The organism is Bradyrhizobium sp. 2TAF24, assembly GCF_052115025.1.
Taxonomy (GTDB): Bacteria; Pseudomonadota; Alphaproteobacteria; order Rhizobiales; family Xanthobacteraceae; genus Bradyrhizobium_A.
In genome coordinates this window covers 1-16,852 of record NZ_JBFRFW010000030.1, presented here as the reverse complement: position 1 = coordinate 16,852, position 16,852 = coordinate 1, and the positions used below count along the sequence as shown (strand labels likewise).

Annotated in this window: 16 protein-coding genes; 10 read left to right on the top strand and 6 right to left on the bottom strand. The window is 66.7% G+C overall.

What is annotated here, in order from left to right:
* Positions 1–3: 3 nt before the first annotated feature.
* Together AB4Z37_RS30445 and AB4Z37_RS30440 are read right to left on the bottom strand one after the other, a co-directional pair.
* The gene (locus AB4Z37_RS30445; protein WP_441520459.1) at positions 4–1,305 is read right to left on the bottom strand and encodes a dihydroorotase; all 1,302 of its coding nucleotides are present in this window, start codon (positions 1,303–1,305) and stop codon (positions 4–6) included.
* 4 nt (positions 1,306–1,309) lie between these two features.
* Complete coding sequence (locus AB4Z37_RS30440; RefSeq protein ID WP_211970904.1) at positions 1,310–2,263, bottom strand: aspartate carbamoyltransferase catalytic subunit; 954 nt, start codon at positions 2,261–2,263, stop codon at positions 1,310–1,312.
* Between the two features lie 247 nt (positions 2,264–2,510).
* Here AB4Z37_RS30440 and AB4Z37_RS30435 point away from each other — a divergent pair, with 247 nt between their 5' ends.
* Positions 2,511–3,218 carry a M15 family metallopeptidase gene (locus AB4Z37_RS30435; protein WP_441520485.1) on the top strand — a complete coding sequence of 236 codons (708 nt, stop codon included), beginning with the start codon at positions 2,511–2,513 and terminating at the stop codon, positions 3,216–3,218.
* 68 nt (positions 3,219–3,286) lie between these two features.
* Positions 3,287–4,936, top strand: a complete 1,650-nt coding sequence (locus AB4Z37_RS30430; protein ID WP_441520458.1) for an acyl-CoA dehydrogenase family protein — start codon at positions 3,287–3,289, stop codon at positions 4,934–4,936.
* A gap of 2 nt (positions 4,937–4,938) precedes the next feature.
* Here the strand turns inward: AB4Z37_RS30430 and AB4Z37_RS30425 are convergent, their stop codons facing one another.
* Both AB4Z37_RS30425 and ruvX read right to left on the bottom strand, forming a co-directional pair.
* A complete protein-coding gene (locus tag AB4Z37_RS30425; protein ID WP_441520457.1) occupies positions 4,939–5,862 on the bottom strand; it encodes an AEC family transporter in 924 nt (307 codons plus the stop codon).
* 5 nt (positions 5,863–5,867) lie between these two features.
* Positions 5,868–6,359, bottom strand: coding sequence for a Holliday junction resolvase RuvX (gene ruvX / locus AB4Z37_RS30420; protein ID WP_441520456.1), 492 nt, complete (start codon positions 6,357–6,359; stop codon positions 5,868–5,870).
* A 51-nt stretch (positions 6,360–6,410) separates the two neighbouring features.
* Here ruvX and AB4Z37_RS30415 point away from each other — a divergent pair, with 51 nt between their 5' ends.
* From AB4Z37_RS30415 to AB4Z37_RS30385, 7 genes are all read left to right on the top strand, one after another.
* Positions 6,411–6,629, top strand: coding sequence for a hypothetical protein (locus AB4Z37_RS30415; protein ID WP_441520455.1), 219 nt, complete (start codon positions 6,411–6,413; stop codon positions 6,627–6,629).
* A gap of 244 nt (positions 6,630–6,873) precedes the next feature.
* On the top strand, positions 6,874–7,161 hold the full coding sequence (gatC, locus tag AB4Z37_RS30410) for an Asp-tRNA(Asn)/Glu-tRNA(Gln) amidotransferase subunit GatC (protein WP_441520454.1): 288 nt from the start codon (positions 6,874–6,876) through the stop codon (positions 7,159–7,161).
* A 26-nt stretch (positions 7,162–7,187) separates the two neighbouring features.
* Entirely contained in the window at positions 7,188–7,409 is a 222-nt protein-coding gene (locus AB4Z37_RS30405) for a hypothetical protein (RefSeq protein WP_441520453.1), read from the top strand.
* A complete protein-coding gene (gatA, locus tag AB4Z37_RS30400) occupies positions 7,406–8,881 on the top strand; it encodes an Asp-tRNA(Asn)/Glu-tRNA(Gln) amidotransferase subunit GatA (RefSeq protein WP_441520452.1) in 1,476 nt (491 codons plus the stop codon). Before AB4Z37_RS30405 ends, gatA begins: the two co-directional genes overlap by 4 nt.
* A gap of 157 nt (positions 8,882–9,038) precedes the next feature.
* Positions 9,039–10,382 (top strand): patatin-like phospholipase family protein, encoded by a 1,344-nt coding sequence (locus AB4Z37_RS30395; RefSeq protein WP_441520484.1) that lies wholly within the window; start codon positions 9,039–9,041, stop codon positions 10,380–10,382.
* Positions 10,383–10,488: 106 nt separating this feature from the next.
* Complete coding sequence (gene gatB, locus AB4Z37_RS30390) at positions 10,489–11,973, top strand: Asp-tRNA(Asn)/Glu-tRNA(Gln) amidotransferase subunit GatB (protein WP_441520451.1); 1,485 nt, start codon at positions 10,489–10,491, stop codon at positions 11,971–11,973.
* 1,410 nt (positions 11,974–13,383) lie between these two features.
* Positions 13,384–13,650 (top strand): hypothetical protein, encoded by a 267-nt coding sequence (locus AB4Z37_RS30385; RefSeq protein WP_441520450.1) that lies wholly within the window; start codon positions 13,384–13,386, stop codon positions 13,648–13,650.
* A gap of 64 nt (positions 13,651–13,714) precedes the next feature.
* Here AB4Z37_RS30385 and AB4Z37_RS30380 read toward each other — a convergent pair whose 3' ends face one another.
* Together AB4Z37_RS30380 and AB4Z37_RS30375 are read right to left on the bottom strand one after the other, a co-directional pair.
* Positions 13,715–14,524 carry an alpha/beta fold hydrolase gene (locus AB4Z37_RS30380; protein WP_441520449.1) on the bottom strand — a complete coding sequence of 270 codons (810 nt, stop codon included), beginning with the start codon at positions 14,522–14,524 and terminating at the stop codon, positions 13,715–13,717.
* 158 nt (positions 14,525–14,682) lie between these two features.
* Positions 14,683–15,225 (bottom strand): GFA family protein, encoded by a 543-nt coding sequence (locus tag AB4Z37_RS30375; protein ID WP_441520448.1) that lies wholly within the window; start codon positions 15,223–15,225, stop codon positions 14,683–14,685.
* A gap of 256 nt (positions 15,226–15,481) precedes the next feature.
* Here AB4Z37_RS30375 and AB4Z37_RS30370 point away from each other — a divergent pair, with 256 nt between their 5' ends.
* A complete protein-coding gene (locus tag AB4Z37_RS30370; protein WP_441520447.1) occupies positions 15,482–16,219 on the top strand; it encodes a TetR/AcrR family transcriptional regulator in 738 nt (245 codons plus the stop codon).
* The last annotated feature ends 633 nt before the right edge of the window (positions 16,220–16,852 follow it).

Sequence of the window (16,852 nt, the reverse complement as noted above, 5' to 3'; positions counted from 1 at the left end):
GCGTCAGACCAGTTCGTAGACTGTGCGGCCGCCGATGATGGTGCGCTCGACGCGGCCGGAGAACTTCGCTTCGTCGAACGGGGTGTTCTTGCACGCCGACTTGAGGTCGGCCGGATCGAGCACCCACGGCACGTCGGTGTCGATCACGATGATGTCGGCGGGGGCGCCGGGGCGCAGCGTGCCACCGGGCAGGCCGAGCAGTTCCGCTGGCCGCGTCGACATCGCGCGGATCAGGTCGGTGAGCTTGAGGCCGTCATTGTGCACGAGGCGCAGTGCCGCCGGCAGCATGGTCTCCAGCCCGATCGCGCCGGCGGCGGCTTCCGCGAACGGCAGGCGCTTGGTCTCGACGTCCTGCGGATTGTGGTCCGACATCACGACGTCGATCAGGCCGGAGGTGATGGCGGCGGCGAGCGCCAGCCGATCGTCCTCGGTGCGCAGCGGCGGCGCCAGCTTGAGGAAGGTGCGGTAGGGGCCGATGTCGTTCTCGTTCAGCGTCAGGTGATTGATCGACACCGAGGCGCTGACCTTGAGGCCGGCATCGCGGGCGCGGCGCAGGATCTCCAGCGACTCGACGCAGGTGACCGAGGCGGCATGGTAGCGACCGCCGCTCAGCGCCACGAGGCGCATGTCGCGTTCCAGCACCACGGCCTCGGCGGCGGTCGGAATGCCGAGCAGGCCGAGGCGCGAGGCGAACTCGCCCTCGTTCATGACGCCGTCGCCGATCAGCTGCGGATCTTCGGTGTGATGGACGATCAGCGCGTCGAAGTCGCGGGCGTAGGTCAGCGCGCGCCGCATCACCTGGGCGTTCATCACGCTGTGGCTGCCGTCGGTGAAGGCGACGGCGCCGGCGGCCTTGAGCAGGCCGATCTCGGTCATCTCCTCGCCGCGCATGCCCTTGGTCAGCGCCGCCATCGGATGGATGTTGACGATCGCGGTGTCGCGGGCGCGGCGCAGCACGAAGTCCACCGTCGCCGAGTTGTCGATCACTGGCGAGGTGTCGGGCTGGCAGATGATGGTGGTGATGCCGCCGGCCGCGGCGGCGCGGCTCGCGGACGCAAAGGATTCGCGATGGCTCGCGCCGGGTTCGCCGACGAAGGCGCGCATGTCGATCAGGCCGGGGGCGACGACCTTGCCGGCACAGTTGACGATGTCGGTGCCCTCGGGGACGCCGGCGGCGCCGATGCCGCGGCGAGCGTCGCGGATGACGCCGTCGGCGATCAGCACGTCGCCGGGGCCGTCGAGGTCGCGCGACGGATCGATGATGTGCGCGTTGGCGAGCAGGATGGGGCGGCGGTCGGTCAGCATGGCATCACGCGTTCGGCAGGTTGCGGGCGAGCGCTTCCAGCACCGCCATGCGCACGGCGACGCCCATCTCGACCTGTTCGCGGATCAGCGACTGCGCGCCGTCGGCCACGATGGAGTCGATCTCGACGCCGCGGTTCATCGGTCCGGGGTGCATCACCAGCGCGTCCGGCTTGGCGTAGGACAGCTTCTTCTGGTCGAGCCCGAAATACTGGAAGTACTCGCCGCTGGAGGGGATCAGCGAGCCGTTCATGCGCTCGCGCTGCAGGCGCAGCATCATGACGATATCAGCGCCGTTGAGGCCCTCGCGCATGTCGCGCGCGACCTCGACGCCCATGCGCTCGATGCCCGGCGGCAGCAGGGTGGAGGGGGCGACGACGCGCACCCGCGCACCCATGGTGTTGAGCAGGATGATGTTGGAACGCGCCACGCGCGAATGCATGACGTCGCCGCAGATCGCGATCAGCAGGCCCTCGAGCCGGCCCTTGTTGCGGCGGATCGTCAGCGCGTCGAGCAGCGCCTGGGTCGGATGCTCGTGGGCGCCGTCGCCGGCATTGATCACCGAGCCGTCGACCTTGCGGGCGAGCAGTTCCACCGCGCCGGAGGCGTGGTGGCGCACCACCAGAATGTCCGGGTGCATCGCGTTCAGCGTCACCGCGGTGTCCATCAGGGTCTCGCCCTTGCGCATGGAGGACGATGACACCGACATGTTCATGACGTCGGCGCCGAGACGCTTGCCGGCGATCTCGAACGACGACTGGGTGCGGGTGGAGGCCTCGAAGAACAGGTTGACCTGGGTGCGCCCGCGCAGGTCGGAGCGCTTCTTGTCGACCTGGCGGTTGAGCTCGACATACTCTTCGGCGAGGTCGAGCAGGCCGGAAATGTCGTGATGGGAAAGGCCTTCGATCCCCAGCAAATGCCGGTGGGCGAAGACAAAGGACGATTTCGGTGCTGCGGTCATTAAAGCAAGACCTATAGGGACAGTTGCAAAGCGGGGCAAGGTGGAATTCCCGGCCGCCGACTTATCCCCCGTTTCAGTCCCGCGGGGCCGCGACCGCGCCGGCTTGCATTCGCGGGGGTACCATGGTCGGTGACGTTCCGTTGATCCGGAGATGACAATGGAACGGGCCGCACTCCACGGTTTCGCCGCAGTTCGCAGGCGCAGGCTGCGCGCCGTGCTGCCGGTGCTGGCGTTTGTCCTGGTCTGGATGTCCGGCGCGGCCGCTCAGGCGCTGCCGGATGACTTTATGTATCTGCGTGAGGTGGCGCCAACCATCCGGCAGGACATCCGCTACGCGGGGGGCAACAATTTCGTCGGCCGGCGGCTGCCGGGCTATGAGGCCGCCGAATGCATCGTGAAGCGGCCGGTGGCGGAGGCGCTGGCGCGGGTCCAGCAGGATCTCGCCCGCCAGGGGTTGTCGCTGAAGATGTACGACTGCTACCGGCCGGTGCGGGCGGTGCAGGCCATGGTGGCCTGGTCCCGTGACGGCGCGGAGACGCCGGCCCAGCACGCCTACAATCCTGCTTTCCGCAAGGCGGACCTGTTCCGTCTCGGCTACATCGCCGAGCGCTCCGGCCATTCCACCGGCGCGGCCGTGGACCTGACGCTGGTGCGGCAGGACGCGCCGGCAGCCGCACCATTCGATCCGAACCGGCTCTATGGCGATTGCACTGCGGACGCCGCCCGGCGGGCCCCCGACGACGCCATCGATATGGGAACCGGCTATGACTGCTCCGACCTGAAGGCGCACACCGCAGCCGCCGGCATCACGCCGGCACAGCGGCGCTGGCGGCAGCTCCTGGTCGCGGCCATGGCGAGGCAGGGCTTCGTGAACTATGCCAAGGAATGGTGGCACTTCTCGCTGCGCGGGGCGGGGGGAGGAGCCTATGATTTTCCGATCGTGCGCGCCCGTTAGCCGCGATGCAATCGCGCCGCGAAGCGCGTAGTCTTTTCGCCATCGCTCGTTTCGACAGGAAATTGCCCATGACCCAGGCGCCATTCGCGACCCACGACGTCCTCAACCAGTCGCCGCCGTTCGAGGACGTCAACCTGTTCACGCTCGACCGGCCGCTGGTGGACGCGGTGCGGGCGGCGGCGGGCGATGGCGCGCAGGACGAGCTCGCGACGTTCGGCGGCCACTGGGGATCGGCGGCGATGGCCGAGCGTGGCCGCATCGCCAACGAGAACGGCCCGAAGCTGCGGCTGTTCGACGCCAAGGGTTTTCGCCGCGACGTCGTCGAATTCCATCCGGCCTATCACGAGCTGATGGCACACAGCGCCCATGGCGGCCTGCACAACTCGACCTGGACCCCCGACGGTCGTCTCGCGGGCGGTAGCGCGGAGGTGATCCGCGCCGCGAAATTCTTCATCGCCGCGCAGGTCGAGACCGGGCACCTCTGTCCGATCACCATGACGCGCGCCGCGGTCGGAGCGCTGGCGATCGACCCGGCGCTGCTCGCTGCGGTGATGCCGGTGCTCGGCACCCGCAGCTACGATCCGGCGTTCGCGCCGTGGCCGCAGAAGCGTGGCATGACCATGGGCATGGGCATGACCGAGAAGCAGGGCGGCACCGACGTGCGCGCCAACATGACCCGCGCCGAGCCGGATGGTGACGCCTACCGCATCACCGGCCACAAGTGGTTCATGTCGGCGCCGATGTGCGACGCCTTCCTGGTGCTGGCGCAGGCGAAGGGCGGGCTGACCTGCTTCTTCATGCCGCGCTTCACGCCCGACGGCCGGGTCAACGAGATCCATTTCCAGCGTCTCAAGGACAAGCTCGGCAATCGCTCCAACGCCTCGTCCGAGGTCGAGTTCACCGGCGCGTACGCGCTGCGGCTCGGCGAGGAGGGGCGCGGCGTGCCCACCATCATCCAGATGGTGTCGCTGACGCGCCAGGACTGCGCCATCGCCTCCAGCGGCCTGATGCGTTCGGGGCTTGCGCATGCGCTGCATCATGCGCGCCATCGCAGCGTGTTCCAGAAGCACCTCGCCGACCAGCCCTTGATGCGCAGCGTGCTCGCCGACATGGCGCTTCATGTCGAGGCGTCCACCGCGCTGACGATCCGTCTGTGCCATTCGTTCGACCGCGCGCCGGCGGATGCCGGCGAGGCGGCGCGGATGCGGCTGCTGACCCCGGTGGTGAAGTACTGGACCTGCAAGAGCGCGCCCGGCTTCCTCTACGAGGCGATGGAGTGTCTCGGCGGCAACGGCTATGTCGAGGACGGCATCCTGGCGCGCCACTACCGCGAGGCGCCGGTCAATGCGATCTGGGAAGGCTCGGGCAACGTCATGTGCCTCGACGTGCTGCGGGCGCTGGGGCGCGAGCAGGACGCGGCGCAGGCGGTGCTGGCTGGGCTCGCCGGCGAGACCGCAGGGCTGTCCGGCGCGGCCGAGGCGGTGGCGTTCATCGCCAAGGCATTGCGCGGCGGCGACAGCGAGCGTCTCGCGCGGGCCGCCGTGGAGCGGTTGGCGCTGCTCGCCGCCGCGGCGGCCTTGAACGGCATCCATCCGGCGCACGCCGAACTGTTCGCCCGTACCCGCCTGACAGATGCGCGCGGCGATTTTTATGGCTCGGCCGATCTCTCGGTGGAGGACAGCCGCGGCCTGCTGGCGCGGGCGCTGCCGGAGAGCTGATCCTAACGCACCAGCGCCAGCGCGAGCGGCATGGTGATGGCGGCCAGGGCGGTCTGCAGGGTGATGACCTGCGCCAGCAGCGGGGCGTCGCCCCCCATCTGCCGCGCCAGCACGTAGGCGCTCGATGATGTCGGCACGGCGGCGCAGCACACCACGACCGCGAGGTTGGCGCCGTCGAGATGGAATGAGAACGCGAGGGCGGCGGCGATCAGCGGCATGACCACGAGCTTGAGCAGCACGGCCGCGATCGCCGCGGGCCCGATCCGTAGCAGGCCGTCGAGCCGTAGCCCAGCCCCGGTGACCAGCAGGCCGACCGCGAGCGAGGCGTTGCCCAGCGCGGTGCCGAACTGGAAGACCGGCCCGCCGAGCGGGATGTGCAGCAGGCTGATCGCGATGCCGATCAGGCAGGCCCAGATCAGCGGGTTGCGCAGGATCAGGCCCACGACCTGCCAGTGTGTCAGCGGCTTGGACGCCGCATAGCGCGTCATCACGGCAACGCTCAGCACATTGAGGATCGGCACCATCGCCACCGTGGCGACCGAGGCGAGCGTCAGGCCTGTCGTGCCATAGAGGTTGCCGACCACCGACAGCGCCACATAGGTCTGGAAACGCGTGGCGCCCTGGAACACGGACGTGAAGGCCGGGCCGCTGACGCCAAGCCGTGCCAGCAGCGGCCGGATGACGAAGCACAACGCCGAGGTGATCAGTGCGGCGAGCAGCAGCGCGAAGCCGACGTCGGCCGCCGGCACCGAGGCGAGGTCGGCGCGGCCCAGCGTCACGATCAGCAGCGCCGGGAACAGGACGTAGTAGACGATCCGCTCCAGGCCCACCCAGTGAATGTCGTCGGGCAGCAGCACGCGGCGCAGGATCAGCCCGAGCGCGATCAGCATGAACACCGGCAGCAGGGCGTTCAGGACGACCAGCATATCCGTCAGGCCGCTCCGCCGGCGCGGCGCAGGGTGGCGAGGCGGTCGAGCGCGCCCTGCAAGATGAAGATCGCCGCGTGCTCGTCGATCACCTTGGCGCGCTTGGCGCGGCTGGCGTCGGCGGCGATCAGCTCGCGTTCCACCGCGGCTGTCGACAGCCGCTCGTCCCACAGTCCGATCGCAAGGTTCGTCAGCCGGGCGAAGTTGCGGGCGAAGGCGCGGGTCGACTGCGCGCGCGGGCCCTCGCTGCCGTCCATGTTGATCGGCAGGCCGAGGACGAAGCCGACGACGCCGCGCTCGGCGGCGAGCGCCAGCAGGCTGTTGGCGTCGGCGGTGAAGGCGGTGCGGCGCACGGTTTCGACGCCGGTCGCAACCTTGCGGTCAGGGTCGCAGACGGCGACGCCGATGGTCTTGGTGCCGAGATCGAGGCCGATCAGGGCGCCGCGCTCGGGCCACAGCGGCGCAGCATCGGCGAGAGGAAGGATTGGCGCGGGCATCGCTATCGCTTAACACGCATGCCGTAATCGACGCAAAGCGGGAATGACGCCGTGGATGCCCTGACCTGGTTCGGACTGTTCGCCGTGACGGCGATGCTGGTGTGCTATGCGCTGGAGCAGCGCAGCCCCTGGTTCATCCTCGGCTTCGCCGCCGCATGCGCGCTGGGATCGGTTTACGGCTTCCTGCAGGGGGCCTGGCCGTTCGGCGTGGTCGAGGCGATCTGGGCACTGGTGGCGCTGCACCGCTGGTGGGGGCAGCCCGGCGACTGATCACGGCCACCCCGACGGCGTCGGCCGCTTGCACAGGGTTCCGCCGGCGCGCGTGCAAAAAGAGCTGCGGATCAGTATCTTGTCGACAGGAAGCGGTTCTGGCTTGCGGCGATGGAGTTGGCGCAGGCCGCCAAAATGCTCTATACGGCGGCTGAACGCGGCTGCTGGCCGCCGGCTTTCGCTGTGGATGCGACCTTCTGTCCGATCGGGTGGTGGGGCGCTCCGGACCTTGAGGATCACGTTGATGTCAGTCGATGCGGCCACCGTGCGCAAGATCGCCCATCTCGCGCGCATCGCGGTCAAGGACGACGAGGTCGCCCACCTGCAGGGCGAGCTCAACGCCATGCTGGCGTTCGTCGAGCAGCTCTCCGAAGTCGACGTGACCGGCGTCGAGCCGATGACCTCGGTGACGCCGATGCGCATGAAGGAGCGCGACGACGTTGTCACTGACGGCGAGATCGCCGACATCGTGGTCGCCAACGCGCCGATGACCGAGGATCACTTCTTTCAGGTGCCCAAGGTGGTCGAGTAACCGGCGACGAGCCCGGGAGAACCGCAATGTGCCTGCTGTGCGACGACGAAAAGGCCTACCAGGCCTATATGGCCTACCTCGACGCGATGGAGCGCCAGGGCAAGGACGCCGATCAGGACAAGGCGATGGACGCGGCGCTCGCGGTTCTCACCTCGTCGAAGCCGGTCCCCGACACCACGCTCTCGACCCACACTCCTTCGGTCTCCGCACCTCGTTCTCCTTTCTCCTGTGCCCCGGTTGATGAATGACTGACCTCACTTCGCTGACGCTCGCCGATGCCCGCGACGGTCTGAAAGCCAAATCCTTCACCGCCCTCGAACTGACCGACGCGCATCTTGTGGCGATGGAGCAGGCACGGGCGCTCAACGCCTATGTGCTGGAGACGCCGGAGGAGGCGCGCATGATGGCGCGCGCCGCCGACATCAGGATCGCCAAGGGCGAGGCGGGCCCGCTGGAAGGCATCCCGCTCGGCGTCAAGGACCTGTTCGCGACGCGGGGCGTGCGCACCACGGCCTGCTCGAAGATCCTCGGCAACTTCGTGCCGCCTTACGAGTCCACCGTCACCTCGCAGCTATGGCGCGACGGCGCGGTGATGCTCGGCAAGCTCAACAACGACGAGTTTGCGATGGGCTCGTCCAACGAGACCTCGGCGTTCGGCCCGGTGGTCAATCCGTGGCGGCGCGATGGCTCTGATGCCAAGCTCGTGCCCGGTGGCTCGTCGGGCGGTTCGGCGTCGGCCGTCGCCGCCAATCTCTGCCTCGGCGCCACCGGCACCGACACCGGCGGCTCGATCCGCCAGCCCGCCGCCTTCACCGGCATCGTCGGCCTCAAGCCGACTTACGGCCGCTGCTCGCGCTGGGGCGTCGTCGCCTTCGCCTCGTCGCTCGACCAGGCCGGGCCGTTCGCACGCACGGTGCGCGACACCGCCATTCTGATGCGCTCCATGGCCGGCCATGATCCCCGGGACACCACCTCGGCGGATCTGCCGGTGCCGGACTACGAGGCGGCGGTCGGCCGCTCGGTGAAGGGCATGAAGATCGGCATTCCCAGGGAGTACCGCATCGACGGCATGCCGGCGGAGATCGAGAAGCTGTGGGGAGCCGGTGCCGAGTGGCTGAAGGCCGCGGGTGCGGAGCTCGTCGAGGTGTCGCTGCCGCACACCAGGTACGCGCTGCCCGCGTATTATATTGTCGCGCCGGCCGAGGCGTCGTCGAACCTCGCCCGCTATGACGGCGTGCGCTACGGCCTGCGCGTACCCGGGCGCAACATCATCGACATGTACGAGAACACCCGTGCCGAAGGCTTCGGCGCCGAGGTGCGCCGCCGTGTCATGATCGGCACCTATGTGCTGTCGGCAGGGTACTACGACGCCTACTACCTGCGTGCCCAGAAGGTGCGTACCCTGATCAAGAAGGATTTTGAGGACTGCTTCGCCAAGGGCGTCCACGCCATCCTGACGCCGGCGACGCCCTCGGCGGCGTTCGGCATCGGCGAGCGCGGCGGCGCCGATCCGGTGGAAATGTACCTCAACGACATCTTCACGGTGACCGTGAACATGGCCGGCCTGCCGGGCATCGCGGTTCCCGCCGGCAAGGATGGCCAGGGCTTGCCGCTCGGACTGCAACTGATCGGCCGGCCGTTCGACGAGGAGACGCTGATCTCGCTCGGCGCGGTGGTGGAGAAGGCGGCCGGTCATTTCACGCCGGCACGGTGGTGGTAGCGACCACACTGGCGCCTGAATTAACCGGGAGTTCTGGTTTTCGCCCCACTCTGTCGTGGGGTTGCGACATCAAGACGGATCGCGCGACGTCGTGAACGGGCGGGGCGTCGGCTCGGGAGTGGATACAGTGCTGCGTTGGTGGCGTTTTGCGGCGGTCATGATGGTCAGTGCGCTGGCGGTGGCCGGCTGCGCCTCGGTCTACAACCTGCCGTCCAACCAGCCGCTCACTGCGGCTCAGCCCGCCAATGTCGTCGGCGCGACCGAACCGGTCTCCGAGGGCGATCTGCTGCTGGCGCTGTCGTTTTCCGGCGGCGGCACCCGCGCCGCGGCATTCTCCTTCGGCGTGCTCAACGAGCTCGATCGGATCCATTTCGGCACGGCGACACTGCTCGATCGCATCGACTTCGTCTCCGGTGTCTCCGGCGGATCGGTCACGGCGGCGTATTATGGCCTGAAGCGGCGCGGCGCGCTGGCCGACTTCCGCGAGCGCTTTCTGCTTCGCAACGCGGAGGAGGGGCTGCGCACCGAGATCAGCCTCGGCAATCTCGGGCGGGCGCTCCGCGGCGGCGTCAACGACAGCCAGTTCCCGCGCTGGCTCGACCAGAACGTGTTCGAGGGCGCGACCTTCTCGGCGTTCCGTGACAACCGTCCGACGATCTGGATCAACGCGTCCGACATCTATAACCGTGTGCCGTTCATCTTCGACAAGACGGCGTTCGACGCGCTGTGCAGCGACATCGGCGCCTACAAGATCGCCGACGCGGTCGCGGCATCCGCCGCAGTGCCGGTCGCGTTCGCGCCGATCGTGCTTGAAACGTTTCCCGGCGGGTGCGGCGCACGGCTGCCAGACTGGATCGAGCGCGCGCGCAGCAATCCGTCCACCCAGCCGCTGCTGCGTTCCTATGCCTCGGCGCTCGGGCGCTACCAGGACGGCGGGATGAAGTTTGTGAAGCTGCTGGATGGTGGCCTCGTGGACAATTTCGGCCTGTCGGGTCTCAGCATCGGCATCCTGGGGGCGCAGCGTCCGTTCGAACCGCTGGGCGAGCGTCAGGCGGCGCGGGTGCGGCGCCTGATGTTTCTGGTGGTCGATGCCGGGCGTGGTGCGTCCGGCGACTGGGCCAACCGCCTGGAAGGGCCGGCGGGGGTAGACCTCGTGGAGGCCGCCGCCGACACCGCCATCGACGCCAGCGTGCGTTCGAGTTACGCGGCATTCAGCGCGCTGGTGAACGACTGGACCAACAAGGTGCGCCGCTGGCGCTGCGGGCTGTCGGCGGCCGATCGGGCGCGGCTTGGCCTGCCGGCGGGCTGGAAGTGCAACGATGTCGTCGCGTTCGTCGACCGCATCGGCTTCGACCGGCTGGGCGCACCGCGCTCCGGGCTGCTGGAGGCGATCCCGACCCGCCTCGCGCTGCCGGCCGAGCAGGTCGACATGCTGATCGAAGGGGGCGCCGATGCGCTGCGCAAGAGCACGGCGTTCCAGTCGTTCCGGCAAGGCCTATGACCGCGCCGGCGACGGCCGCCGGACTTGACTGGCTGTCGCCGTTGCGCGAAGCGAAACGGAGCATCCGCGCGGACACCGTCCGGCGCGCCGGAGTTTGGATAAAGCCATGAACGCACCTGTGAAACCGTCGAAGCTGATCAAGGGCGCCACCGGCGACTGGGAAGTGGTGATCGGGCTCGAGATCCATGCCCAGGTCACCTCGAGGTCGAAGCTGTTTTCCGCTTCCTCGACCGCGTTCGGCGGCGATCCCAACAGCCATGTCTCGCTGGTCGACGCCGCGATGCCGGGCATGCTGCCGGTGATCAACGAGGAGTGCGTGGCACAGGCGGTGCGCACCGGGCTGGGGCTGAAGGCACAGATCAACCTGCGCTCGGTGTTCGACCGCAAGAACTACTTCTATCCGGACCTGCCGCAGGGCTACCAGATCAGCCAGTACAAGTCGCCGGTCGTCGGCGAGGGCACGGTGATCGTCGACGTGCCGGAGGGCGAGACCTTCACGGTCGGCATCGAGCGGCTGCACCTCGAGCAGGACGCCGGCAAGCTGCTGCACGACCAGCATCCGACCATGACGTTCGTCGACCTCAACCGCTCCGGGGTCGCGCTGATGGAGATCGTGTCGAAGCCGGACATCCGCTCCTCGGAGCAGGCCAAGGCCTACGTCACCAAGCTGCGCACCATCCTGCGCTATCTTGGAACCTGCGACGGCGACATGGAGAAGGGCAACCTGCGCGCCGACGTCAACGTCTCGGTGCGCCGTCCTGGCGAGCCGTTCGGCACCCGCTGCGAGATCAAGAACGTCAACTCGATCCGCTTCATCGGCCAGGCGATCGAGTACGAGGCGCGCCGCCAGATCGGCATCATCGAGGACGGCGGGGTGATCGAGCAGGAGACGCGGCTGTTCGACGCCGGCAAGGGCGAGACGCGCTCGATGCGCTCCAAGGAAGAGGCGCACGACTATCGCTACTTCCCGGATCCGGATCTCTTGCCGCTCGAGTTCACCCAGGCCTATGTCGACGACCTCAAGGCGCATCTCCCGGAACTGCCGGATGAGAAGAAGGCTCGCTTTATCAGCGACTTCGGCCTCAAGCCGGACGATGCCGGCGTGCTGGTGAGCGAGCGCGAGAGCGCCGACTTCTATGAAGCCGTGCTGGGGACGCTCGCCGACAAGGCGCGCGACGGCAAGCTTGCCGCCAACTGGGTGATCAACGAGCTGTTCGGGCGCCTCAACAAGGAAGGCAAGGATATTGCCGCCTCGCCGGTGTCGGCGGCACAACTCGCCGCGATCATCGACCTGATCGGAGAAGGAACCATCTCCGGCAAGATCGCCAAGGACCTGTTCGAGATCGTCTGGACCGAGGGCGGCGATCCGCGCGCGGTGGTCGAGGCGCGCGGCATGAAGCAGGTCACCGATCTCGGCGCGATCGAGAAGGTGGTCGACGACATCATTGCAGCCAACCCGGACAAGGTGGCGCAGGCGCAGGCGAAGCCGGCGATGGTCGGCTGGTTCGTCGGCCAGGTGATGAAGTCGTCGGGTGGCAAGGCCAATCCGCAGGCCGTGAACGATCTTCTGAAGTCGAAGCTCGGTCTCTGAGCGGGCGTGGCGGTTGCTGAGCGACCGCATGCCGTGCCGCGTGACGCGGCACGACCAGTCGCGATCATCGACAGACGATCGTCAGCGCGCTCATGATGTGATGGCGCGCGCGCCTCACAGCGTCTGCGGGCATCGTCGCGTTGCGAATCGGGGGGACGCGATTCGCATCGGGACGGCGGGTTTGACCAGTGTCGCGGGCGCTTCTCGACCCGATCACTGAAAATAATTTTGTTGCCAACTTTTCCGACTCAGAGTCCGCGACGGGCGTTTTTGCGAGTCGCCGCGACTCGCCACAATCGTTGGTGAACAAACATGCGCAACGAAGCGAATTCAGGATAGGCCTTTATTTAAGGCACTTCTTCGATGTTGACACGCTGCTGTCTGGACTTCTTGCACGTCGCGACGAGGAAGTCGCGCGTTTGCTGCGTTGTCTCTTGCTAACGCGCGCGTCGCAACGCGCGGCGCAGGCGTCAACACTTCCTTAAGCGGGACACTGTTTTTTTCCATGTGTTGGTGTAATCCAAGAGAAGTGCATTTCGATTCCCGAATGCACGAAGCGATTAAGCCATCTCACATCTGACGGAGGGCAACATGGCCAAGAAAGCGAAGAAGGCGAAGAAGGCAGTGAAGAAGGTCGCGAAGACCGCGGCGAAGAAGACTGCCAAGAAGACCCGCAAGGTCGCCAAGAAGAAGAAGTAAGGCTTCGCCTTATGGATTGCCGGCAGCTTGATGCCGGCATCGTCTTGAGAGCGCCCTGACTTGATCCGCGACCCGCGGAGATCGGACAGACCGCACTGAATGACGAAAGAGGGTGTCGGCGAGACATCAGGTCAGGCGACCAGATCGTCACTTTCATCGGGGTACGCTCGGATGAAGGCCGGTCTGGTGGAAACGATCACAAGTCGTTTGCGGACTTCGGTCCGCAGTTTCACCAGCGGCTTCGTCTGCGTGAGATCTCGATCCTGACGTGTTCACCGACGCCCTCGTTCTTCCGCAGCCGGTCCGAGGGCCGGCTTTTTTATTTTGATCCCCGCACATCGTCGCTCTGGTCTCCGGTTGCATGCAGCCGGTGCGTGTTCGCGTGCGTCACGCGGCGCGCGGACGACGGGTTGGCGCGATGGTTACCGCGACGGCAAGGCGGACGGTAAACCGAACCCTGCCGAATCGCGGAAGGCCTTGTAATCGGACAGCTTTTTGTCGTGATGCGCGGCCGCACGACGCCCGCTTTCACCTTCGATTCATCGCGATACTTAAACTGCTCTTCAAATTTGATGGGTCATCATCCCTGCAACACGCCGGGCCAAACCGGCGGTCAGGGAAGGCGGCACCCGGACAATTGGACAGGAGCCGCGGCGGTGTTTTCGGCGGACGGTCGTTGCGGACCGCGCCGGCAAAAGATGGGGAAGTGTCATGTTGCAGTTCGAGATCGATGTCGCTACGGCGATTCCTGCCGAGGCCAGCAATGATCCTGACGTTCTGTTCGACCTCGGCATCGTCTGCTCGAGCGGCCGGACCGGCGCTATCGACCTGGTGGCCGCGCACAAGTGGTTCAACCTCGCCGCGCTCAAGGGACGGACGGACGCGGTGCCGATGCGGCGCGAGGTCGCCACGATGATGTCGGACGCCGAAATCGCGCTGGCTCAGCGCGAGGCCCGGGTCTGGATGACCGCGCACTGAGGCGGTCTCGGGCGGAGGCACGGTAAGATGTTGCGCCCGGCCGATGAATCACCGGCGATGGCGGTCAGGCAAACCGGCTGACAACATCCAGCATCACGCGGTTGAACAGTTGCGGCCGCTGCAGCGGTGCGAAGTGGCTGACACCCGGCAGCACGATCAGCTCCGCCCTCGGGATCGTGCGCGCAAGATAGGCGGCGTGCTCGGGCAAGATGAACTCGTCGAGCTCGCTGTGCACGATCGTGACCGGCACATCGATGCCGGCGAGATCGGTGGCCGTGGCATCGGGCTGGGTCGCCATCATCGCGCTGACAGCCTCGCTGAATGCCTTGAACTGATCCGGCGTCGCCGACAGCGCCGCGTAATCTTTGATATGCCGTTCGAGGCAGCGGCTGACGACCGGGCCGAGGGCCTCGATGGGCTTGGCGCCGCTCGGATCCATGTTGCAGCCAAAAAACAATACGCCGGCGACCCGTGCCGGGGCGGCCATGGCGAGCGTCAGTGCGATGCAGGCGCCATCGCTCCAGCCGACGAATGCGGCCTTGTCCAGCCGCAGGCTGTCCATGACGGCGATCACATCCGATGTCATCAGCTCGTAGGCGTACGGTCGCCCGTCGCGGGTGCTGCGGCCATGTCCGCGGCTGTCGATGACGATGACCCGGTAACCGGCGTCGATCAGCGCAGGCACTTGATGACCCCAGTTGCCGCTGTGGCCGAGGCCGCCATGCAGCAGCACGACCGGCGCTCCGGTGCCGAAGGCCGCATACCAGATCCGCGCCCCGGCGTGCGCGACATGATCCTGATGGCTCGCCGGCGGCAACGCCGGTGCGCCGCCGGCTGCGAAGATGGCGAGGTCGTCGTCCTGATCAGGCTTCATGCTGCGCTCCTTCGCATGATCCGGACGTTGCGTCATCGCGGCGGGGATGGGAGGTCCCTTATTCTTCCGGCGGTCTCGCATTCCGGCGTGGCGGGCTGCTGATCTCTGGAAGAGATCGGCACAGCGGGTCCGATGATCGTGGCGGCCTGCCGCTGTCGTCAGGTTCGTGGGGCTGGGGGCATGGTCGGCGAGGAGCGGCTGAACAGCATGGCGACGCGCGATGCGAGAAGCTTGACCACCAGCGCCGGGGGATAGCCGGGATGATTTGGCACGTCGTCGGACAGCACGATCGTGTCGGGTTTGAAGCGGGTGCAGATCCGCATCTGCAATGGCGGGGCGTGCTCTCCCAGCCGCGCGCGATATACCGAGATCCAGTGCGGCCCGCGATCGAAGTTCACGAACATCGCGGTGTGACAGCAGGTCGCGACCACTCTGTTGGTCGGGGTTGTCCGCCCGTCGAGCTTGTAGCCCTTGAGCAACTCGGCGCCACGTGTGCACGCCACGCGGTCACGGCGATAGAGCGCATAGCCGGTCCCTCCGTCGGGATCGGCGACACGCTGCGCATTCGGCAGCGCTTCGATCTGGCGCGCTCCTTTCTGGCAGTCGCGGCAGTAGCAGGCGGCGCTTGCGATCGGGGTGCCGGCGGCCGTCACTTCGACGCGTCCGCAGACACACGAGGCGGTGAGGGCGGGGGCGGGCATCAGTGGGTCTCCGCGCGGCTGCCGTAGGACGTCCAGCGAATCAACGCCGCCGTCCTGGCGTGGTGGCCGTGGCCGCGCTGGCGGGGGCCTCCGGGGCGCCATAAGCTGGCGATATGTCTTTGGACAAACATCGAAAACTCGGACATCGGTCTGTTTCCTCACAACACTTCACAACGGGATCCGCGGTTGAATAAAACTAGACTGTCCAGTACTAGTCAATTGTGACAACGGCATTGGCCATCGAGGTGGGGACAACATGACGTCAGGCGTGGTGATCGGGGAGCCCGAGGCGGGGGGGCGTTCGGCGCGCAAGCGGCTCGCCATTCTCGACGCGGCCACCACCATCTTTCTCCATGACGGCTATCTCGGTGCCAACATGGATGACATCGCCGCGATGTCGGCGGTGTCGAAGCAGACCGTCTACAAGCATTTCGCCAGCAAGGAAGCGCTGTTCATCGCAATCGTCACGCGGATGGCGAATGATGCGAGTGATACGGTTCACAACGACATGCCGATGGTCGCTGATGGCAGTGACCTTGCTGCGTATCTCGAACGCTATGCGGAGCGTCAGTTGATGGTGGTGCTGACGCCGCGGCTGATGCAACTGCGGCGCCTGGTGATCGGTGAAGTCGGCCGCTTTCCAGAGCTGGGACGTGTGCTGTTTGCGGGCGGACCGAAGCGGGCGATGGCTGCGCTTGCGGCCGCGTTTGCGCAGCTCGCGGAGCAGGGGCTGCTCGCGCTCGATGATCCGGCGGTCGCTGCGGGGCACTTTAACTGGCTGGTGATGGCGGCGCCGCTGAACCGGGCGATGCTGCTTGGTGACGACGCGATCCCCGGTCCTGCGGAACTGCGTCGCCACGCGGTCGATGCCGTGCGGGTGTTTCTCGCGGCTTACGGCAACAGGGATGTCGGCGACCTCGGGAGCAAGCGCGACCTCGGGAGCAAGCGCGACCTCGGGAGCACACGCGACCTCGGAAACAGGCGCCGCCTTTGAGACGCCTGCCGGTCTGGCTTGGGCGCCGTTTGTGCGGCGCTCGTTCGCTCGCGAGATGGCGTTAGCCCTGACGAGGCGATGATTGAGCCATCCCGCGTCCTGCATCTGCGCCGATGGTTGCAGGCCCGCGAAAAAAAATCAGGGCGAATGCAAGATGCGGGGCCCGCGTGCGGCGCGGCTCGAGGTTGTTACGAGCGGTGTTTTCCCTGCAAATTCAGCGGGAAGTCCGACGTTTCGACGCCCTTTTCAACACCCCGAATTTTGCTTTGCAACAGGCGCTTGACAAAACGTCGTGAGAGCTTCATATCACCGGCCATGGCGCTGCCCGTTGGGCGCTGCTCCGGCCCCGAGCCGAAGCAAGCTTACGCGCTTCAGTAGCTCTCCATCGCGATGWGTGAAGMTCCAGCCGATCAGTTGTCGGTTGGGCTTTGTCGTCGAAGAGGGTTGCTGATCTCTCTTTTTATAGAGAGTGAGGTCTTCGGAYCTCGGGCTGTTTGACAAGTGAAGATGAAGAAAGAGAAACGTGGACGGCGGAGTCCTTGCGAGCTGCTCGCGGAGAGAACGTAAGTTCTTGAAGTGGTAGCTGGACGAAAGACTTCGGCGGTACACGTTTACATAGGTAACACCATCGTA